Consider the following 19,371-nt stretch of genomic DNA (forward strand, 5'->3'; position numbering starts at 1 on the left):
TATTTATCGTCTGAAATGCCATCTTCCCGGCTAAAGCCGGTCCCACGTCATCACATCCGCTTGCGAGCAAACATAGAATCTCCCACAGGGAAAGGATCTGCGCCCACTGGTTCTACACACCAAACACCTCAGCCAAATGCGCCTGATAGCGCTTAACGTCGCCTTCGATGTTCGGCACTTTCATCACGTCCACCGACAGGAAGGTCGGCAGCGCAGTCATGTCGAGGAATTCGTTGGCTTTGTGGAACGGGAAATAAACCGCATCCACGCCCTTGCCTTCGAAGAAATCAGTCGGATCTTCAAACGCCTGCTGCGGAGCGTTCCACGTTGCGGCAATCATGTATTGCTTGCCCTTTAGCAAACCGCCGCTACCGTACTTCTGCGAGGCATCGGAACGGGTGCGGCCATCGTTGGCGTAGAGCGAGCCATGGCCTTCAGTGAAGACTTCGTCGATGTACTTCTTCACCGTCCACGGCGCGCCCATCCACCAGCCGGGCATTTGGTAGATGATCACGTCGGCCCAGAGATACTTCTGCACCTCTTCGGCAATCTCGTAACCGCCGTCAATAAAAGTCTCTTTGACATCGAAACCGGCGTGATCCAGAAAAGCCACGGCCGCTTCGTGCAAGGTCGCGTTGTAACGGCCTTCGGAGTGGGCGAACTGCTTGCCGCCGTTCAACAGTAGAATTTTTTTCATGTCGTTCCCCATCAGGTGGAAGGCGCTCAGGTAAACGGAGGCGCATTAAATTTGATGGGGGCAAGATACCGAGTGATGCTGGCAAGAATAAGACGTGGAGAAGAAAATGACATTTGCCGGGAAGTCACGAATTGCCAATGCATTGCTAACCGATGATCAGGTGTACAGCCAAAATCCCCATGCCGACAAAGAACACTCGCTTGAATGTTTGCGCACTGATCCGCTGACGCAGGAACTGTCCCAGCCACATGCCGAGCAGCGCCGGAATGAGCGCCAGCAGCGACGCGCCCAACTCGTTGCTCCCCAGCGCACCGTTGCAAAATAAAGCACCGGCCAAGGCCAGGGTAGACACGGTGAATGACAAACCCAGCGCCTGCACCAACTGGTTCCGCTCCAGCCCGAGGGCTTGCAAGTAAGGCACCGCTGGAATCACGAATACACCGGTCGCCGACGTGATGACCCCGGTGATCAACCCACACAGCGGACCCAGCCAGGCTTCATATCTCGATGGCACCCGAAACGAAGGCATGAACAGGCCGGTCAAGGCATACATAAATAAAGCCGCACCCAGCGCCCGAGTCATCCCCTGACCGCCACTCATGCCCAGCGCGACCGACCCGAGCACAGTGCCGAGCCCCACCATCAGCAGCATCGGCCACAGACGTTTGATCAAGGGCTGCAAATGCCCGCCAAACGCCAGCTGCCAGAGATTGGTGACAGTCGAGGGAATGATCAACAACGCCGCTGCCTGCGCCGGAAGCATAGCCAGCCCCAGCAAGCCCATGGCCACGGTAGGCAAACCCAGACCGATCACGCCCTTCACCGTCCCGGCCAGCAGAAATGTGCCCATGACCAGAGCGGACAAGGCCCAGCCCAACGTTTGGTAGTGATTGATGATTTCGTTCATGGGGGGATATTGACGCAGAGCGGTCAGGTTGGAAATGCGTCATATACTGAGGCAGCCTAAGCTACAGACTGAGGCTGATACATAGATAATCGGTTCCTGTAGGAGCGCGCTTGCCCGCGATAGCAGAGGTTCAGTCGATACATCATTGTCTGACCCAACGCCATCGCGGGCAAGCGCGCTCCTACAGGTGGAATGCTTACTGCTCGGACCCACCATGCACTTCGACCTGACCGACCTGCGCCTGTTTCTCAACACCCTGGAAACCGGCAACATCACCGCTGGCGCGGCGCGCAGCCATTTGTCACTGGCATCGGCCAGTGCGCGAATTCGCGGGCTGGAGACGTCGTTGGGCCTTGCGCTGCTGGAGCGCAATCGCCGGGGAGTCACGCCGACCCCGGCAGGCAAGGCCCTGGCGCAACATGCGCGGCTGATCCTGCAACAGGTCGAGCGCATGCAAATGGATCTGGCCGACTACCGCAAAGGTTTCAAAGGCCGGGTTCGCCTGCTGTGCAACAGCTCAACCCTGAGCGAGCACCTGCCGGAGTTGCTGGCGGAGTTTCTGGTCAACCACCCGAACACCGACGTTGACGTCGAAGAGCAACCCAGCCTGCGCATCCTGCATGCCGTGCGCAATGGGACGGCAGACATCGGGATTATTTCCGACGCGGTAGATACCAGCGACCTGCAAACCCGACCCTTTAGGGCAGACCCATTGGCCTTGATCATGCCGCTGGATCATCCGCTGCAGACTGAACAAAACGTGCGGTTCAGCCAGACGCTGGACTATGAATTTGTCGGCTTGGCGGTCAACAGCGCCCTGGCGATTTACCTTGAGGAACAGGCGCTGCATGTTGGCAAACGACTGCACATCCGTGTGCGTGCGGAAGGTTTCGACGCCGCGATCCGCATGGTCAGCCACGGCGCAGGGCTGAGCATCGTGCCTCTAGCAGCGGTTGAGCGCTGGCAGGCAACGGCCAGGTTCAAAAGCATCCCTTTGAGCGACGCCTGGGCGGACCGGCAATTGCTGCTGTGCGCCACGGATTTCGATGCTTTGCCCGGTTATGCGCAAGTTCTGTTGGAGGCCCTGAGATCTCAAGCCAAGTGACATACCTGTGGGAGCGACCGGGGTGGCGCTCCCACAGAGATTGAGCCCGCCTAAGAGGTTCCAGACCAGCACAGAATTTCCCACAGGGTATTCGCTAGTCTTCAAATCACTGCGCTTCTGGATACCCCCATGTCGACCCCAGACAACTGACGCGCCGCAAACGCCCCTAATGTGGCCGCACGCGAATTGCGCGCACTCACCTGGAGCTGTCATGTCTACGCCGATCACCGTTCTGCGCGATACCCATCCACTGCCAGTACTCGACGCCTGCAAATGGGAAAAGCTCGAAGGCGACCCGCACACCGTCAACCTCAACGCCTACACCTCCGAGGACGGCAGCAAAATCATGGGCACCTGGATCTGCACACCCGGTAAGTGGCGAGTCGATTACGTGAAGTGGGAGTACTGCCACTTCCAGGAAGGCTACTGCATCATCACCCCGGACGGCATGGACCCGATTCACCTGCGCGCTGGCGACATCTTCGTCGTCGAGCCAGGCATGAAAGGCACTTGGGAAGTGGTGGAGACTGTACGTAAGTATTTTGTGTTTGCGTGAAAGCCGGACACAAAAAACCCGCCACGGGGATGATCCGGGGCGGGCGGGCTTCGATGGGGAATCGAAGGTCTTACAAGATGCTGATCGGGTACTCGATGATCAGACGGGTGTCGTCGACTTTAACGTTGAAGTCAGAAGCACCGCTGCGATAGGTCGCATTACGTACGCGCAAGCTCAGGTCCTTGGCCGGGCCGGACTGGATTACGTATTTGGCTTCGATGTCGCGTTCCCACGAGTTGATGTCATCACGGGTTGCGTTGGTTGCATCGCTGCCTTTGATGTAGCGGGTCATGAACGTCAGGCCTGGAACGCCATAGGTAGCCATGTTCAGGTCGTAACGTGCCTGCCAGGACTTCTCGTTGGCGTTGTTGAAGTCGGAGTACTGAACCGAGTTACCAACGAAAACCGTGCTGTTACCGTCAATGCCATAGGCATAGCTACCGGTACCGTTAACCACCTGACGACCCACCAGAAAGGTATGTGCGCCGATGGTGTAGGCCGCAGTGGCGCTCCAGATGGTGTTGTCGTAGACGCCCTTTTCTTCGTCGCCGATGCTCTTGGTGTCGTAACCGTTGAAGTCAAACTTGATGACGTCTTTCGGCGTCAATGCCAAAGCGTAAGTCAGGCTGGCGTAGTATTTGCGCCATACGTCTTCAACGTTGGAGTAATAAGCACTGGTGGACAAATTACTGTTGAATTTGTACAGACCACCACCGAAGTTGATGACATCAAGGCCAGCACTGTCGTGGTTGCTCGAGTTGCGGTTTTTCAGTGCGGTGAAGTGACCGCCTTGCAAGGTCAGCTTGTCGATTTCGTTGCTGGTGACCAAAAGACCTTGTGCCGTTTCTGGCAGCAAACGGCTGTCAGAAGTTGCGAAAACCGGGTTGTTGACGATCTGATCGCCAAACTTCAGAACGGTTTTCGAGACGCGCATTTTGAGCGCGCCGCCGGCATAACCGTAGCCGTCTTTATCGCCACGGGAATCCATTTCCAGCAGGCCCGTGCCGCCGCCGTCGCGACCGCGGCCGGTATCCAGCTTCATGCCGTACAAGCCCAGCGCGTCGATACCGAAACCGATGGTGCCTTGGGTGAAGCCCGACTCGAAGCTGCCGATGAAGCCTTGAGCCCACTCTTCGCCGTAACTTTGTGCCGCGCCTTCAACGCGGTTGTCACGGTTCATGTACATATTGCGCGCCTTGACGTTCAACTTGGCGCCTTCCAGAAAACCTTTAGCATCGGCTTGGGAATCAGCAAAAACAGGCGTAGCGATACCTGCCGCCACTGCCATTGCAATGACGCTCAATGTGTTCAAATTCATTAAAACTGCTCCGTTGGTTATCGCATCCCGCCACCTTCGTTGGGCAACGGGAACTATTATTGGCAGATCTAAAAAAGAGTGATGCTCTCGCCAATATATTCGCGATGGCGTTTCTTATAGGCACAACCCACCCACACCAGCCCCGGCTTCCTCTCCCCAGGAAACCCCCAACTCAGGTCTGGCGTATTACCCCACTGTCCCTAGCAATTCTTTTAGTAGCCCTGTTCCGAATTCACCTGATTGGCCAAGGGTACATCCGCATCAAGGCGTCTCAGGTTTTCCAGAATCTGTTGCGCTATCACTTCGTAGGAAGCGGATGAAGCAATGTGCGGTGTCACGGTAATCTGCGGATGACGCCAGAACGTATCGTCAGCCGGTAATGGCTCCTGCTCGAACACATCCAGCAAAGCGCCGCGTAGTTGACCGCTATCAAGTGCGGCGAATAAATCGTCGCGTTGCAGATGTTCACCACGACCACAATTGATCAGTACTGAGCCGCGGGCCATCTTCGCGAAGGTCTCGTTACCGAGAATGCCGACTGTTTCAATAGTGAGAGGCAATAAACAGACCAGAATGTCTAATCCGTCTAAAAATTCATGAAATTCAGCCTTTTGGAAGGTTTTAACACCTCCAATCTGCTGTGGACGCCGTGCCCAGCCGCGCGTATCGAAGCCTAGCCCCGACAACTGCACCGCAACGGCGCGTCCCAGTTCACCCAAGCCCATGACGCCAACACGGGTTTGCTTGGCAGGGCACTGGCCCGGACGCTCCCAAACGACCTGCGCCTGATTTTTCAGCATCTGGTCGAAACCACGGTGGTAGTGCAAAACACCCCAAAGCACATACTCGACCATGCCCAGACGGTGGTCCGGATCAATGATGCGGCAAACCGGAACATGCAACGGACGGCTCAGATCCTTGAAGATCTGGTCCGCACCAGCAGCGATGGAATGAATCAGGCGCAAATCAGGAAATTTGCCCAGGCTGCCCGCTGACGGATTCCAGCACAGTGCGACCTCGGCCTGCTGCGCACCCTCATCGTCCGGGCGCAAAATCGTCAAGGTCGGATCGAGAGCCAGCAGGCTTTCCCGAACCTGGTCAAGGCCATTGCCTGTACCCAACAGCACCAGAGGCTTCATGAGCAATACTCGTCGCGCTGGTTGGCGATGAGCTCCAGTGCAGCTTTCCAGGCCAGCTCGGTAATGCCGTCGCTGTCATCTGCTTCAAACTGCTGCGCGGTGTGTTCGCACACCTGCGGATCAGGCTGTACCAATTCGCTGCCGCCAGCCATCGCCTGAACCTGTGCCTGACAGGCACGCTCCAGGAAGTAGATATTCGAAAACGCTTCAGCTGCCGAACCACCCGCAACCAGCAGTCCGTGGTTGCGCAGAATCATTGCATTGGTGCTGCCCAGATCCGTCACCAGCCGCTCGCGCTCGGCGACGTCCAGCGCGATACCTTCATAGGTGTGATAGCTCAGACGGTTGTAAAACTTCAACGCGTGCTGACTCAACGGCAACAACCCTGCCCGCTGAGCAGCAACCGCCATTCCCGCTGCTGTGTGAGTATGAATGACGCAGTGCGCATCGGAACGCGCGGCATGAATCGCCGAATGAATGACGAAACCGGCGCGATTGACGCGATGGTTCGGGTAGAACTCATCGACCACATTGCCCTGGCTGTCGATCTTCACCAGCGTGCTGGCGCTCATGCGTTCGAACAAGGTGCCATAGCGATTGATCAGAAAATGACCGGCATCACCTGGCAAACGCAGGGAGATGTGCGTGTCGATCAAATCGGTCATTCGAAAATGAGCCAGCAAACGATAGAGCGCAGCGAGCTCGCAACGGGCGTTGCGCTCGGCCTCAGACATCTGCGGCGGTAGTGAGTTGTGGTTCCCGGATTGGGACATCGGACTTTCCATCAAAAGAATGTGCTTTCCATCAAAAAAAGGCACTGGCGTGTTTCGTGCAGCCTTTTTAAGAGCAAAGGGTGAAGCAGTTCAATTCGCCATTACTTATATTCATTATTTTTTTCACCAATAAAGGCTGTGCAGTGACTCAACCGACAAGCCCGATCGCGGTCTCCCGCGCCTCTTCCCGACCCTTGGGCGAGCGGCTGGACTGGAACCTGCTGCGCACCTTTCAGGTCGTGGCCCAAGAGCTGAGCATCAGCCGCGCGGCTGCACGCCTGCACCTCTCACAGCCAGCGGTGAGCCAGGCCATCAAGCGCCTGGAAGAACAGCTGGGCGCAGCCTTGATCGAGCGCCGAGGGCCACGTTTCCTGTTGACCCAGTCAGGCATCGAAACCTTGCGCGTGGCCGCCGAGGTGCAAGGGCATTTCACTCAGCTGGATGCAGCGCTGGAGCGGACTTCGGATCAGATCGTCGGCAAGGTCCGCATGCTCACCGTCAGTGGTATTCGCTGCGCCGCCTACGACAGGTTTCTGGCCCAGCTGCATCGAGATTACCCCGGCATTACGCTGGAGATCGACGTGCAATCAAGCGAAGCGATCCTCAGCGCACTGGCCCAGAAAACCGCCAGCTTCGGCCTCGCCGTCAACCGCACCGAGCCGGCATGGCTGGGCCAGCAATGTCTGACTCAAGAGGAATACGCCTTTTATTGCAGCGATCAGCATCCTTTATATGGACGCGACGACCTGAGCCTCGCCGACCTGCGCACTGAGCAGTTGATTATCTTCACGGGCGACTTGCTGGGCGGCACCCTGTCGTCCCTGGCTGAATTCCGTGACCAGCACAAACTCACCGGGCAGATCGTCGCCTCGTCCGCCAACACTCAAGAGGTGCTGCGGCTGGTGCTGGCGGGCTTTGGTATCGCTTGTCTGCCGCAGCACATTTGCCAAGGCGAATTGCGCGCCGGGCGTCTGTGGCGTTTACCGCCGGAAGAAGGCGTGGGCTCGGTGGACATCAACCTGCTGTGGAACCTGGAGCAACGCCTGACCAAAGCCGAGTCGGTGTTCCTGCAACGCCTGCGTGAAGCGTCCGGAAATGGGCAATCCATACCCTGATGTGCAAACAAGGTGCATTAATCCGGTGTATTTTCGTAACATGCACCGCTGCCGTGCATTATTGGAAGGCTTATTAAATCTGGTTATTAGCGCTTGAACTATCCTGCATTATTTTCAGGAAAACATCCAATAACGGGTTCCGTGGCACCTGTTGCCTGTACAACAGTTTCATCGGCGTGGCTATCGTGAAAACATGCCCCTTTACGGAGCGCATCTCGCCGCGCTCGACGTAACTTTTCGCCCAATGGGAAGGCAAGTAACCGAGGTACCGGCCCGTTTTAACCAGAATAGCCACGGCCTCTACCTGGGTGGCGACAGCTGTTACATTACGCACACCCAACTGCTTCGGCCTTTCGATGTTGACGGCATAACCATGCTCGACAAACTCTGCCTGCGCCAGGCATTGCGCATCAATATCTTCATCTTTCATGGGGAAAAACGGGTGACTGGCCGAGCAATAGAGCTCTGACACTTCGTCGTATAACGGCATCACTTGAAATTCATCTTTGCCGCTATACACCGGCACAATACCCACCGCAAAACGGCCCTTGAGAAGGCCCTGCTCAATCTCGTCCAACGGTGCCACACTGAGCCGCACCTTTGCCTTTGGAGCCCTTGATTGCAAGGCTTTCAGCGCTTCGACCAGCGGCGATTCGGGGTCTGAAACGGTGTTATCAATCACCGCGATGTTCAAATCACCGAGCAGTTCGCCGCGCACATTTCCCAATCGATCACGGAAGTTATCCAGCGCCACGAACAGGTCAAGGCTGGCGTCGTAAATGATCTTTCCCTGCTCTGTAAGGCAGAACTTTTCACGCCCGCGCGTACATAACCGCATGCCCAGGCGTATTTCAAGATCCGATATCTGTTTGCTGATCGCTGCCAGGCTGATATTGAGTTCTACCTGTGCTGCCGTGAAACCTCCTGCTTCAACCACAGCTCTGAAAACCTTGAAGAGTTTCAAGTCCATGGCACTGGCCATCGAGATCGCCACTTCACCACTTCTTTTGGGCAGGTTTCCAATTTCAGTAAGTTGACTTGTCATTTAAAACATTTCCCCGCTCGTTGGTTTTTTCTAGCATCCCTCTCAATTGATCGATTCAAGGTTATTTGCAAGCCGACTTAATCACTGCTCGCTCTGTGATCTTCACATCACAGCTCTTGTTGCAAAGAAGGGCTTGAGCAATCCACGTGCCAACGGAGAATTTATATGTCTGATGCAACTGATCGACTGTGGGGCGCACGCTTCAAAACAGGCCCCGCAGAAGCCATGGCCAACCTCTCCCGCTCCCCACGCGCCTACTTTCGCCTGACGCCGTATGACATCGCTGGCTCCAAGGCTCACGCCAATGAACTGAACCGTGCCGGTCTGCTGGATGCTGACGAAACCGCACGCATCATCGAAGCCCTGCGTAGCATCGACGTAGACTTCGCCGCTGGCAGCATCGAGCCCATTGCCGCTGACGAAGACGTGCACACCTTCATCGAACGCCTGCTCACCGAACGCCTAGGCACCCTCGGTGGCAAGCTGCGTGCCGGTCGTTCGCGCAACGACCAGTCGGCTAACGACATGCGTCTGTTCCTGCGTGATCAGGTGCGGGTCATGACCCTGGCGATTCTCGAACTGCAAAAGGCGCTGGTGTCCCAGGCCGAGCAACACATCAACACCATCGCGCCAGGCTTCACCCACCTGCAACAGGCGCAGCCAATCGTGTTCGCTCATCACCTGATGGCTCACGCTCAGGCGATTCACCGCGATATTCAACGCCTGCAGGATTGGGACAAACGCTTCAACCTGTCGCCGCTGGGCGCAGCCGCACTGGCCGGTTCCGCCATCGCTCGTGACCCGCAGCGTTCGGCCGCCGAGATGGGCTACAGCGGCCCCTGCGAAAACTCCATCGACGCCGTCGCCAGCCGTGACCACGTGGCTGAATTCCTGTTCTGCAGCAGCATGCTGGGGATCAACATTTCGCGCCTGGCGGAAGAGTTCTGCCTGTGGACGTCGCGCCAATTCCGCTGGGTTGAACTGGACGACGGCTATGCCACCGGCAGCTCGATCATGCCGCAGAAGAAGAACCCGGACATCGCCGAACTGGCCCGTGGCAAATCAGGCCGACTGATCGGCAGCCTGACCGGCATTCTCGCCGTGCTCAAAGCTCAGCCACTGTCTTACAACCGCGACTTGAGCGAAGACAAACACGCGATTCTCGACACCCTGGAAACCGTGCATCTGGTATTGCCTGCCTTTGCCGGCATGGTCGACACCATGAAAGTGCGCACCGACGAATTGCTGCGTCAGGCACCGCTGGGTTTCACCCTCGCCACTGAAGTCGCCGACTGGCTGGCCGTACGCGGCGTGCCATTCAAGGAAGCACACGAGATCACCGGCCAACTGGTTCAGTTGTGCGAAGAGAACAACATCGGTCTGGAAGAACTCAGCACTCAGCAACTGGCTGACACCGATGTACGCCTGACCCCTGAGGTCCTTGAAGCTCTGACGCTGGAAGCCGCGCTGGCCGCTCGCAGCGGTTGGGGTGGTACCTCGCCGGTGCGGGTTGCCGAGCAGATCGAGCGCTTCAAGCAGCAGCTGATCGCACAGGAAAAATGGGCACTCGACTACGCAGGTCCGCGCGGCTGATTCGCTGATTCAACGAGGAATACTTCATGTCAAAGACTCAAGCATCAGCAGGCGCCGAGCGCGCCTCACTTGCCGCCAAGTACGACATCTCGACGTACAAGGTTGTCCCACGGCGTTATTTCGGCCGCTATGCAGCCGCCACGGTAATTGTCGTGATGTTGATCGGGCTGGTTCATGCCTTCATCAACGGCAATATCGAATGGGGTTTCGTGCGGCAGTTTCTGACCGCTGAATCGATCATGTTCGGCCTGTTGAACACCATCACCATGTCGATCCTGGCCATGGCGCTGGGTGTGGTGCTGGGCGTCGTGGTGGCGGTGATGCGCATGTCGCAGAACCCGTTGCTGCGCTACGTCGCGCAGGGTTACACCTGGCTGTTCCGGGGCACGCCGCTGATTCTTCAGCTGCTGCTGTGGTTCAACCTGGCGTTGATCTTCCCGACTCTGGGTATTCCCGGCCTGTTCGAATTCAAGACCGTTGAAGTCATTACCCCGTTCGCCGCTGCGCTGTTGGGTCTGGGTATCAACCAGGGTGCCTACACCGCCGAAGTGGTGCGTGCCGGTCTGTTGTCGGTGGACACCGGTCAGTACGAAGCCGCCAAGGCCATCGGCATGCCGCGCTTGCAGGCCCTGCGCCGGATCATCCTGCCGCAGGCCATGCGGATCATCATTCCGCCGGTCAGCAACGAGTTCATCGGCATGGTGAAAATGACCAGCCTGGCGAGCGTGATTCAGTACTCGGAACTGCTGCACAACGCCCAGAACATCTACTACGCCAACGCCCGAGTCATGGAGCTGTTGATCGTGGCGGGCATCTGGTACCTGGCGGTGGTAACGATCCTGACTTTCGGTCAGAGCCGACTGGAAAAACGCTTCGCCCGTGGCGCTGGCAAACGTAACTGAGGAATGAACATGTTGAACATCGTCAAAGCAGTAGACGTGAACAAGTTCTTCGGCGACTTCCAGGCGCTCAAGAACGTGAATCTGGAAATCCCCCACGGCGAGGTGCTGTGCATCATCGGTCCGTCGGGCTCGGGCAAGAGCACCCTGCTGCGTTGCATCAACCAGCTGGAAAAAGTCGACGAAGGCGGCCTGTGGGTCGATGACGAAATCCTCGGTTTCCGCACCGATGGCCACAAGCTGGTTGAACTGAGCGACGTTCAGATCGCCAAGCAACGTCTCAAGACCGGCATGGTGTTCCAGCGCTTCAATCTGTTCGCGCATATGACCGTGCTGGAAAACATCATCGAAGGGCCGTCGCAGGTGTTGCGTCAGCCGCTGGATGACTGCCGCGAGCTGGCGATGGAGCTGCTCAAACGCGTGGGTCTGGAAGCCAAAGCCAATGCGTATCCCATCGAGCTTTCCGGTGGTCAGCAGCAACGGGTGGCGATTGCTCGCGCGTTGGCGATGCGTCCCAAACTGATGCTGTTCGATGAGCCGACGTCGGCACTGGACCCGGAGCTGGTCGGGGAAGTGCTGTCGGTGATGCGCGACCTGGCGAAAAGCGGCATGACCATGGTCGTGGTCACCCACGAACTGGGTTTTGCCCGCGAAGTCGCCAACCGCGTGGTGTTTATGGACGCTGGGCAAATCATAGAGACGGGGGCACCGGAAGACGTGCTGATGAACCCGCGCAACCAGCGTACCCAGGATTTTATTGCTGCCGTGTTGAACTGAAATCAAACCCTCTGAGGATGTCCGATTGAAAACTTTCGCGCTTACCGCTACCGCCGTACTGTCCGCCCTGATTTCGGTTTCGAGCTGGGCAGCAGATACCCACGTACTGCCAAAATCCATTCAGGAAAAAGGCTTCATTTCGGCCGGCATCGCGCCTAATTATCCGCCGATGGATTTCAAGGACCCGGCGACCGGCAAACTGACCGGCGTCGATTACGACCTGGGCACCGAGATTGCCAAGCGTCTGGGCCTGGAAATCAAATGGCAGGAAACCGCGTTCGAACAGATGGTGAGCGGCCTGGCAACCAACCGCATCGACATCGTGCTGTCCGGCATGACCGATACTCCTGAGCGCCAGCAGACAGTCGACTTCGTTGACTACTTCAGCACCGGCCCGCAGTTCTACACCCTCGAATCCCAGAAAGATTTGAAGACTGTCGAAGACATGTGCGGCAAGAAAATCGGCACCAGCCGTCGCACGACATTCCCGGTGGAAATCGCCAAGTGGAGTGAAGTGAACTGCGTGGCCAAAGGCAAACCGGCCATCACTGTGGTTGGCACCGAAGGCAGCGCTGACGCCCGTGCGCAACTGCGCCAGTCGCGTCTGGACGCCGCCGTGCAAGGCAGCGAAACCCTGCCGTACATCCAGGGCCAGGAGCCAGGTGTATTCAAGGTGCTCGGTGAGCCATTGGCTCGTCAGCTGACCGGTCTGGGTGTGGCCAAACACAACAAAGAACTGAGCGCAGCGATCATCGCCACCCTCAATGACATGATCAAAGACGGCACTTACGAGAACATCCTTGGCAAGTGGGAGCTCAAGAATGGCGCAGTCAAAGAAGCGGTTCTGAACGGCGCCAAGTAAGCCGGGCAGTGCAGCGCCCGCCCCGACGCCAGTCGGGGCGGGCCACGTTTGGACGTTCCACTGGAGACTTGCATGTTCGCCACCAATGATCTGCGCTGGCCTGGCAACGCTCGCGCCAGCGTCGCCCTGGCTTTCGATCTGGATGGACCGACCGGTGCCGCGATGCTCGACGGCTCGATCTGGCAGAAACCGGAATACTTCACCTTCGGCAGCTACGGCCCGTATCGCGCACTACCGCGCCTGCTGGACATGCTCAAGGCTCACGCCACGCCCGCGACGTTTTTCGTACCGACCTGGGTTGTGGAGAACTGGCCGCGCCAGTGTCAGGCGATCCTCGAACAGGGTCACGAAGTCGCGTACCACGGCTATCGCCACGAATCATTTTTCGCCCTTGATCTACCCGCCCAGCGCGAGGTCATGAAGATCAGCGCGGACATTTTCAAGCGTTACCTGGGCATCACTGCCACAGGTTTCCGCACGCCTTCGGGCGACTGGCACAAAGAAACTCCCGCCCTGCTCATGGACTGCGGCGTTACCTACTCCAGCAGCATGCGCGGCGATGATCGGCCGTATTTCATCGAAGTCCCCGGCCAGCCCCACGGGCTTGTTGAAATCCCCGGGCGCTGGGAACTGGATGATTACGCCTCGCTGGCCTACACCCGCGCGCCGAATTATCCGGCCGGTCTGGATCGTATCGCCAGCTATGACCAGACCCTGGACAACTGGTGCCGCGAGTTCGACGGCACCTACCGCGAAGGCCTGTGCATGACCACGCTGTTCCATCCCAAGATCAGCGGCAAGCCAGGACGCATCGGCATTCTGGAGCGCTTTCTGGAACACATGCACAGCCAGCCGAATGTCTGGTTTGCGACCTGTAACGATGTGGCCAACTTCTGGCTCAAGGAGCATCGCCATGACTGAACCGACCAGCGTCTGGCCCAAGCCCTATCGTTGCGCGGTGGTGATCACCATCGATTACAACGACATTCACGGCATCCTCACCCAGGTCCCGGCCATTGCCGGCCGCGACAAGAGCCTTTCGGTATGGCGCTACGGCACTACCCGCGGTGTGCAGCGTGTGTTGGAGATTCTTGCTGATCAGCAGCTGCCATCGACCTGGTGTATTCCCGGCATCGTTGCCGAGGAAAACCCGCAAGTTGTGCAAGCCATCCATGCAGCCGGCCACGAAATCGCCTGCGCAGGCTATCGCCACGAAGACTTTTCCAAGCTTGATATTGCCGCTCAGCACGCTTCACTCAAGCAAGGCTGCCAAGTGATTGCCGACATGACCGGGCAACGGCCCAGCGGCTTTCGTGCACCTGCGGGCAGTTATGCACCAGGCTTCACCGATGCCCTGCGCGCTGAAGGCATCAGTTGGTCATCATCCTGGTCGGGGGACGATCTGCCGTACATGCATCCCGCCGCCACAGTTGACGCACCACCGCTGGTGGAATTGCCTCTGCATTGCGAGCTCGAAGACGAGCCGTACTTCGCCTTCAACCTGGCGCCTGCGGTGCCGGTCAGCCAGGCGCGTATCGGTTCATACGCCGAGGTACTGAAGAACTGGCAGCAGGACTTCAATGGCTTTCATCGCTTCGGTTTGTGCTACGTGCTGCGCCTGCACCCGGAAACCCTCGGCACCGTTGGCCGCAGTGGGCTGCTACTAGAGTTGCTGACCTGGCTCAAGGCCCAGCCGGACGTGTGGTTCGCCACCGCTGAAGAAGTCGCCGACTGGTGGACTGACAACCACAACAGCGTGGCTGAAGACCACCCGGCTGCGGTGTTTGAGCGGCATTACCACTGCAATGAGACCTGAGAACACCGCAGCCCCCTGTAGGAGCGAGCTTGCTCGCGATAGCGGTGTACCAGTCAAAACATCATTGCCTGAAATAACGCTATCGCGAGCAAGCTCGCTCCTACAGAAAGGGTGTGAGCTCCGAAAGCCATAGCGTTCCTTGAAGAGACACTGTCATGACCAACCCCGTCACCACCCTCAGCCAATTCATCTGCCGCACCAGCTTCGACGACCTGCCTGAAGCGCTGGTCGTCAAAGCCAAGCAGCATCTGCTCGACACGCTTGGCGCGGCACTCGCTGGTTCGCAAACCCCGCTGACCCAGCGTGCGCTGCGGGCCATGAATGCCAGCGAGTCGGAAGGTGCGTCAGTTATCTGGGGCGCCGACTACGGGCTGTCGGCGCGTAACGCCGCGCTGATCAACGGCATTGCCGCCCACGCGCTGGAACTGGATGACTCGGGCGGCTGCGATCACTCCGGCGCAGTGGTGGTGCCGGCCATGCTGGCGGTGCTGCCGCTGTGCGATCCGATGCCCGACGGCAAGGAACTGCTCACCGCTATGGTCATCGGCTATGACGTTGCCCGACGGGTGCTGGAAGCCTGTGGTGGTTACTCGCCACACAACGAAGCCGGCTGGCACTCCACCGGCACCTGTGGCGTGTTCGGCGCGGCGGCGGCCTGCGCCCGATTGCTCAAGCTCGACGAAAGCCAGGCCGGGGGGGCATTGGGTCTGGCCGCAAGTATGAGCGGCGGACTGTGGGCGTTCATTCACGACGGCGCAGACACTAAAAAACTGCACGCCGGACGCCCGGCCGAAGGCGGCGTGCTGGCTGCGTTGCTGGCCCGGGAAGGCATGACCGGCCCGACACAGATTTTCGATGACGTGTGGGGCGGCTTTCTGCGCACCCTGGCCAAAGACACCGCACAGCCCAAGGCGCTGACCGAAGACCTGGGCGTGGTCTGGAAGCTGACCCGCTGCTCCATCAAGCCGTACGCCGCTTGCCGTGGCACCCACTCCGCCATCGATGCCATCGGCCAACTCCTGAGCGATCTGCACATCAGCGCCGATCAGGTTCGCTCGATCGAGGTCAATGCCAGCGCGTTTCTGGTGGACATGTGCGCCGGGCTGGACACACAAACTCTGGCCGCTGCGCAAATGAGCCTGCCTTACGCCCTGGCGGTACGCTGCCTGCTGGGCCATGCCGGGCTGGATGCTTATGAAGACAACCAGCGTGCATCACCGGTCATTTCGGCATTCATGCAACGGATCCAGATGCAGGCGGACACCTCACTCGCGCCTCTGGACGAGCCATATGTCACCGTCACTTGCGAAGACGGACGCAGCGCTTCGCTACAAATCAAGACACCGCTGGGCGGCCCGCTCAACCCTATTGGCGATAGCGAACTGTGGCAAAAATACAGCTCGCTGGCCGCCCGCGCCCTGCCCGCCACCCAAGCCGAACACCTGGGCGAGCTGTGCCTGAATCTGCAACACATAACAGACCTACAAGAGTTGCTGGACCTTTTGCGCTTCGCTTGAAGCCTTGCTGCCCTTATCCCTGACGTAAGGAACAGAACCATGCTGGATTTGAGCAAAAAAGCCTGTGCACTGATCAACACGGGCTTGCTGACCCTGGGTATCGCCACCTGCAGCAGCGCCTTCGCAGCGTCCAGCGACACATTGACGGTGGGGGTCGAAGCGACTTACCCGCCCATGTCCTTCCGCGATCCGGCCACCAACCAGAGCGTCGGGGTCAATATCGAGCTGTTCGAAGCGTTGGGCAAAGCCATGAAGGTCAAGATCAAGTTTGAAGAGATGAGCTTTGAGCAATTGACCAGCAGCCTGAAAACCGGGCGCATTGACGTGATCGGCACTGCCATCACCGACCTGCCCAAACGCCGTACCGACATGGTGTTTGTCGACTACCTGAAGACCGGCGCGCAGATGTTCACCACAGTGAAGAACACCAGCGTCGGCTCGACGGCAGTGGCCTTCTGCGGCAAAGCCATCGGCACCCCGCGCACCACCAATTACTACCCGGAAGTCATGGCCTGGAATGACAGCGATTGCGTGAAAGCCGGCAAACCCGCTGCAACGGTACAAGGCACGGCGGGCGCATCAGCGGCACGTCTTGATCTGCAACAGGAACGCCTGGCCGCCGTGGTACTCGGGCCAGAGTATGTGAAATACCTGATGAGCCAGGAACCCAATACCTACGTGCTGATTGGCGAACCCCTGTCCCTGCATCACTTCGGTTTTGCCGTCGACAAGGCCAACACGCAAGTACGTGACGACCTCGCCAAGGGGCTGGAAGCGATCATCAAAGACGGCTCGTACCAGACCGTCCTGAAGAAATGGAACCTGGAAAGCCAGGCCGTGGCTGATGTGATGATTGACGGCGGGAAGTAACAACCGCCATCCCCTGTTGGAGCGAGGCTTGTGTGGGAGCGGTGCTTGCCCGCGATAAGGACGCCTCGGTTCTAAAGTGAACCGCGTCCAGCCTTATCGCGGGCAAGCACCGCTCCCACAGGAGATTGCATATCAAATTGGATACGAGCCCCCCCATGAAAACCATCATCTTCAAAACCTTCGGCAAGCCCGAAGTGCTGCAACTGGTCGAACGCCCGGAGCCGACTCCCAAATCCAGTGAAGTGCTGATCGACATCCACGCCACTGCCCTGAATTACTCCGATCTGCTGCAACGCCGTGGCACTTATGTGATGAAAACCGAGGGCGAGAACATTCTCGGTATCGAATGCTCGGGCGTCATCTCGGGCCTGGGTGCCGGGGTCACTGGCTGGCAAATCGGTGATCAGGTCTGCGCGCTTTTGCCTGGTGGCGGTTATGCCGAGCGGGTCGCCGTCGATGCGGGGCATGTTCTGCCCTGCCCGGAAGGTATGTCTCTACTGCAAGCCGCAGCCCTGCCGGAAGCGGCTTGTACGTTGTGGTCGAACCTACGGGACATCGGGCGCTTGCAGCCCGGTGAAACGGTGCTGATTCATGGCGGCGCTGGGGGCGTTGGCTCTTTGGCCATTCAATGGGCTCACCACTGGGGCGCACGGGTGCTGACCACAGCGGGTTCGCCGGACAAGCTGCAACGCTGCCTGGAGCTAGGCGCTGACGTGGCCATTGATTATCGCCAGGAAGATTTCGTCGAGGTGGTGCAGCGCGTCACTGACGGGCGCGGCGTGGATGTGATCCTCGACAACATGGGCGCCGACTATCTGGCGCGCAATATCGACGCCCTGGCGGTGGACGGCCGCATCGTGATGATCGGCCTGCAAGGCGGTCGGGAAGCGCCGATCCATCTGGGCAAGATGATGGGCAAACGCGCCGCCCTGCACACCACTTCACTGCGTGACCGCTCCACTGCCGCCAAACAGGCCATCGTTGCTGGCGTGTTGCAGGACGTCTGGCCCCATGTGCAAAGCGGTGCGATCAAGCCGGTGATCGACAAAAGCTTTGCGCTGGACGAGGTTGTGGAAGCTCATGCTTATATGGAGTCGGGGAGTCATGTCGGCAAAATATTGCTGAATGTCCACAGATGATGCTCCTGTGGGGTAAAGGTGATCTCGATATTGGCGCGACGACGTGGGACCGGCTTTAGCCGGGAAGAGGCCGGGACATCCGCCACATATTCAGTGATTGAAATGCCGCCTTCCCGGCTAAAGCCGGTCCCACGCCCCAAGCCCACGTTCCGCTCCCACAGGGATTCCCCGCCCATTCAATCTTTCCTGCGATACCCCTCAACAATCGCCGAGAAGTCCTTTCCCCCTTCCCCACGCAAACTCATCGCCTGATACAGCTGCTGGGCCACGGCGCCGAGGATCACCGGCTGATGGGCCAGCCGTGCGGCTTCGGTGGCCAGGCCCAGGTCCTTGAGCATCAGCTCAGCGCCGAAGCCTCCGGTGTAGCCCCTCGAAGCGGGGGCGGTTTCGACGATGCCGGGCCAGGGGTTGTACATCTCCGAGCTCCAGCAACGGCCGGTCGAGGTATTGATGATCCTGGCCAACACTTCGGTGTCGATACCCAATGAGTCTCCGAGCGCCATGGCTTCGGCGACGCCAATCATCGAGATGCCCAGTAGCATGTTGTTGCAGATCTTGGCGATTTGCCCGGTGCCAATATCGCCGCAATGGACGATGTTCTTGCCCATTTTTGCCAGCACCGGCTTGAGTGTTTCAAAATGCTCGGCGCTGGCACCGACCATGAACGTCAGCGTTGCGGCTTGCGCGCCGCCAGTGCCGCCAGAGACCGGGGCGTCGCCCAGACTCACACCCTGGCGAGCCGCCACGGCTGCTACGTCGCGTATGGTCTGCGGGTCGATGGTGCTGCAATCGACGGCAGGCACGCCGTGACCGATACCGGCAAGCACGCCGTCTTCGTCGAGGTACACGCTGCGTACATGGGCCGCAGCGGGCAACATGGTAATCACCAGCTCAACGCTTTGGGCCGCGTGCTTGGGCGACTCACTGATGCGCCCGCCCAACGCTGCCAGTTCGTTGAGGATCGTCGTGTTCAGGTCGAACAGATGCAGATGATGCCCGGCCTTGAGCAGGTTGCGAGCCATGGGCGCGCCCATGTTACCCAGGCCGATGAATGCGATTTTCATTGTTGTTCTCCTTGGCGCAAGGTTCCTTGTGCGCGCTTATCAATCAACGCGCAAATATCTGGATGTACGCGGTCTCTGTGGGACCGGATTTATCCGGGAAAGGGCCGTACATCCACTGCATATTCATCGTCAGAAATGCCGTCTTCCCGGATGAATCCGGTCCCACAGGTCCCCGTCTG

The 19,371-nt window shown here is 58.6% G+C and carries 19 protein-coding genes; 12 read left to right on the forward strand and 7 right to left on the reverse strand.

Annotation, left to right across the window (positions count from 1 at the left end; translation table 11 throughout):
- Positions 1–112 precede the first annotated feature (112 nt).
- The gene (locus tag IV01_RS05720; protein ID WP_032630550.1) at positions 113–697 is read right to left on the reverse strand and encodes an NAD(P)H-dependent oxidoreductase; all 585 of its coding nucleotides are present in this window, start codon (positions 695–697) and stop codon (positions 113–115) included.
- Positions 698–842: 145 nt separating this feature from the next.
- On the reverse strand, positions 843–1,604 hold the full coding sequence (locus IV01_RS05715) for a sulfite exporter TauE/SafE family protein (RefSeq protein ID WP_032630551.1): 762 nt from the start codon (positions 1,602–1,604) through the stop codon (positions 843–845).
- A gap of 214 nt (positions 1,605–1,818) precedes the next feature.
- On the opposite strand from IV01_RS05715, the gene IV01_RS05710 reads away from it, so the two are divergent.
- Together IV01_RS05710 and IV01_RS05705 are read left to right on the forward strand one after the other, a co-directional pair.
- Positions 1,819–2,709, forward strand: coding sequence for a LysR family transcriptional regulator (locus IV01_RS05710; RefSeq protein ID WP_032630552.1), 891 nt, complete (start codon positions 1,819–1,821; stop codon positions 2,707–2,709).
- Positions 2,710–2,920: 211 nt separating this feature from the next.
- Positions 2,921–3,265 carry a cupin domain-containing protein gene (locus IV01_RS05705; RefSeq protein WP_032630554.1) on the forward strand — a complete coding sequence of 115 codons (345 nt, stop codon included), beginning with the start codon at positions 2,921–2,923 and terminating at the stop codon, positions 3,263–3,265.
- A 70-nt stretch (positions 3,266–3,335) separates the two neighbouring features.
- Here IV01_RS05705 and IV01_RS05700 read toward each other — a convergent pair whose 3' ends face one another.
- The 3 genes from IV01_RS05700 to IV01_RS05690 form a co-directional block, all read right to left on the reverse strand.
- Complete coding sequence (locus IV01_RS05700; protein ID WP_032630555.1) at positions 3,336–4,583, reverse strand: OprD family porin; 1,248 nt, start codon at positions 4,581–4,583, stop codon at positions 3,336–3,338.
- Between the two features lie 212 nt (positions 4,584–4,795).
- Positions 4,796–5,722 carry a 2-hydroxyacid dehydrogenase gene (locus IV01_RS05695; protein ID WP_032630556.1) on the reverse strand — a complete coding sequence of 309 codons (927 nt, stop codon included), beginning with the start codon at positions 5,720–5,722 and terminating at the stop codon, positions 4,796–4,798.
- Positions 5,719–6,495, reverse strand: coding sequence for a class II aldolase/adducin family protein (locus IV01_RS05690; RefSeq protein ID WP_154232259.1), 777 nt, complete (start codon positions 6,493–6,495; stop codon positions 5,719–5,721). The genes IV01_RS05695 and IV01_RS05690 overlap by 4 nt, the downstream gene beginning before the upstream one ends.
- 143 nt (positions 6,496–6,638) lie before the next feature.
- Here IV01_RS05690 and IV01_RS05685 point away from each other — a divergent pair, with 143 nt between their 5' ends.
- Positions 6,639–7,610, forward strand: coding sequence for a LysR family transcriptional regulator (locus IV01_RS05685; RefSeq protein ID WP_050507881.1), 972 nt, complete (start codon positions 6,639–6,641; stop codon positions 7,608–7,610).
- A gap of 73 nt (positions 7,611–7,683) precedes the next feature.
- Here the strand turns inward: IV01_RS05685 and IV01_RS05680 are convergent, their stop codons facing one another.
- Positions 7,684–8,655 (reverse strand): LysR family transcriptional regulator, encoded by a 972-nt coding sequence (locus tag IV01_RS05680; protein ID WP_032630557.1) that lies wholly within the window; start codon positions 8,653–8,655, stop codon positions 7,684–7,686.
- A gap of 165 nt (positions 8,656–8,820) precedes the next feature.
- Here IV01_RS05680 and argH point away from each other — a divergent pair, with 165 nt between their 5' ends.
- From argH to IV01_RS05635, 9 genes are all read left to right on the forward strand, one after another.
- Positions 8,821–10,248 carry an argininosuccinate lyase gene (argH, locus tag IV01_RS05675; protein WP_032630559.1) on the forward strand — a complete coding sequence of 476 codons (1,428 nt, stop codon included), beginning with the start codon at positions 8,821–8,823 and terminating at the stop codon, positions 10,246–10,248.
- Positions 10,249–10,274: 26 nt separating this feature from the next.
- Complete coding sequence (locus IV01_RS05670; protein ID WP_032630561.1) at positions 10,275–11,150, forward strand: amino acid ABC transporter permease; 876 nt, start codon at positions 10,275–10,277, stop codon at positions 11,148–11,150.
- Between the two features lie 9 nt (positions 11,151–11,159).
- Positions 11,160–11,924, forward strand: a complete 765-nt coding sequence (locus IV01_RS05665) for an amino acid ABC transporter ATP-binding protein (protein ID WP_032630563.1) — start codon at positions 11,160–11,162, stop codon at positions 11,922–11,924.
- A 25-nt stretch (positions 11,925–11,949) separates the two neighbouring features.
- Entirely contained in the window at positions 11,950–12,786 is an 837-nt protein-coding gene (locus IV01_RS05660) for an ABC transporter substrate-binding protein (protein ID WP_032630564.1), read from the forward strand.
- Positions 12,787–12,858: 72 nt separating this feature from the next.
- On the forward strand, positions 12,859–13,707 hold the full coding sequence (locus IV01_RS05655) for a polysaccharide deacetylase family protein (RefSeq protein ID WP_032630565.1): 849 nt from the start codon (positions 12,859–12,861) through the stop codon (positions 13,705–13,707).
- Positions 13,700–14,602: a polysaccharide deacetylase family protein gene (locus IV01_RS05650; protein WP_032630566.1), complete on the forward strand. Its 903-nt coding sequence runs from the start codon at positions 13,700–13,702 to the stop codon at positions 14,600–14,602. The genes IV01_RS05655 and IV01_RS05650 overlap by 8 nt, the downstream gene beginning before the upstream one ends.
- Positions 14,603–14,757: 155 nt before the next feature.
- Entirely contained in the window at positions 14,758–16,119 is a 1,362-nt protein-coding gene (locus tag IV01_RS05645) for an MmgE/PrpD family protein (RefSeq protein ID WP_032630567.1), read from the forward strand.
- 39 nt (positions 16,120–16,158) lie between these two features.
- Positions 16,159–16,989, forward strand: a complete 831-nt coding sequence (locus IV01_RS05640; protein ID WP_032630568.1) for a transporter substrate-binding domain-containing protein — start codon at positions 16,159–16,161, stop codon at positions 16,987–16,989.
- 155 nt (positions 16,990–17,144) lie between these two features.
- On the forward strand, positions 17,145–18,128 hold the full coding sequence (locus IV01_RS05635; RefSeq protein ID WP_032630569.1) for an NAD(P)H-quinone oxidoreductase: 984 nt from the start codon (positions 17,145–17,147) through the stop codon (positions 18,126–18,128).
- A 176-nt stretch (positions 18,129–18,304) separates the two neighbouring features.
- Here IV01_RS05635 and mmsB read toward each other — a convergent pair whose 3' ends face one another.
- On the reverse strand, positions 18,305–19,192 hold the full coding sequence (gene mmsB, locus IV01_RS05630) for a 3-hydroxyisobutyrate dehydrogenase (protein WP_032630570.1): 888 nt from the start codon (positions 19,190–19,192) through the stop codon (positions 18,305–18,307).
- Between the last annotated feature and the right edge of the window lie 179 nt (positions 19,193–19,371).

Origin of the sequence: Pseudomonas syringae, from assembly GCF_000737245.1 — a bacterium.
GTDB lineage: Bacteria > Pseudomonadota > Gammaproteobacteria > Pseudomonadales > Pseudomonadaceae > Aquipseudomonas > Aquipseudomonas syringae_J.

What these genes read in the sequence shown, in the direction of transcription:
- IV01_RS05720 (WP_032630550.1), bottom strand. Translation starts at nt 697, where the DNA reads ATGAAAAAAATTCTACTGTTGAACGGCGGCAAGCAGTTCGCCCACTCC.
- IV01_RS05715 (WP_032630551.1), bottom strand. Translation starts at nt 1,604, where the DNA reads ATGAACGAAATCATCAATCACTACCAAACGTTGGGCTGGGCCTTGTCC.
- IV01_RS05710 (WP_032630552.1), top strand. Translation starts at nt 1,819, where the DNA reads ATGCACTTCGACCTGACCGACCTGCGCCTGTTTCTCAACACCCTGGAA.
- IV01_RS05705 (WP_032630554.1), top strand. Translation starts at nt 2,921, where the DNA reads ATGTCTACGCCGATCACCGTTCTGCGCGATACCCATCCACTGCCAGTA.
- IV01_RS05700 (WP_032630555.1), bottom strand. Translation starts at nt 4,583, where the DNA reads ATGAATTTGAACACATTGAGCGTCATTGCAATGGCAGTGGCGGCAGGT.
- IV01_RS05695 (WP_032630556.1), bottom strand. Translation starts at nt 5,722, where the DNA reads ATGAAGCCTCTGGTGCTGTTGGGTACAGGCAATGGCCTTGACCAGGTT.
- IV01_RS05690 (WP_154232259.1), bottom strand. Translation starts at nt 6,495, where the DNA reads ATGTCCCAATCCGGGAACCACAACTCACTACCGCCGCAGATGTCTGAG.
- IV01_RS05680 (WP_032630557.1), bottom strand. Translation starts at nt 8,655, where the DNA reads ATGACAAGTCAACTTACTGAAATTGGAAACCTGCCCAAAAGAAGTGGT.
- argH (WP_032630559.1), top strand. Translation starts at nt 8,821, where the DNA reads ATGTCTGATGCAACTGATCGACTGTGGGGCGCACGCTTCAAAACAGGC.
- IV01_RS05670 (WP_032630561.1), top strand. Translation starts at nt 10,275, where the DNA reads ATGTCAAAGACTCAAGCATCAGCAGGCGCCGAGCGCGCCTCACTTGCC.
- IV01_RS05665 (WP_032630563.1), top strand. Translation starts at nt 11,160, where the DNA reads ATGTTGAACATCGTCAAAGCAGTAGACGTGAACAAGTTCTTCGGCGAC.
- IV01_RS05655 (WP_032630565.1), top strand. Translation starts at nt 12,859, where the DNA reads ATGTTCGCCACCAATGATCTGCGCTGGCCTGGCAACGCTCGCGCCAGC.
- IV01_RS05650 (WP_032630566.1), top strand. Translation starts at nt 13,700, where the DNA reads ATGACTGAACCGACCAGCGTCTGGCCCAAGCCCTATCGTTGCGCGGTG.
- IV01_RS05645 (WP_032630567.1), top strand. Translation starts at nt 14,758, where the DNA reads ATGACCAACCCCGTCACCACCCTCAGCCAATTCATCTGCCGCACCAGC.
- IV01_RS05640 (WP_032630568.1), top strand. Translation starts at nt 16,159, where the DNA reads ATGCTGGATTTGAGCAAAAAAGCCTGTGCACTGATCAACACGGGCTTG.
- IV01_RS05635 (WP_032630569.1), top strand. Translation starts at nt 17,145, where the DNA reads ATGAAAACCATCATCTTCAAAACCTTCGGCAAGCCCGAAGTGCTGCAA.
- mmsB (WP_032630570.1), bottom strand. Translation starts at nt 19,192, where the DNA reads ATGAAAATCGCATTCATCGGCCTGGGTAACATGGGCGCGCCCATGGCT.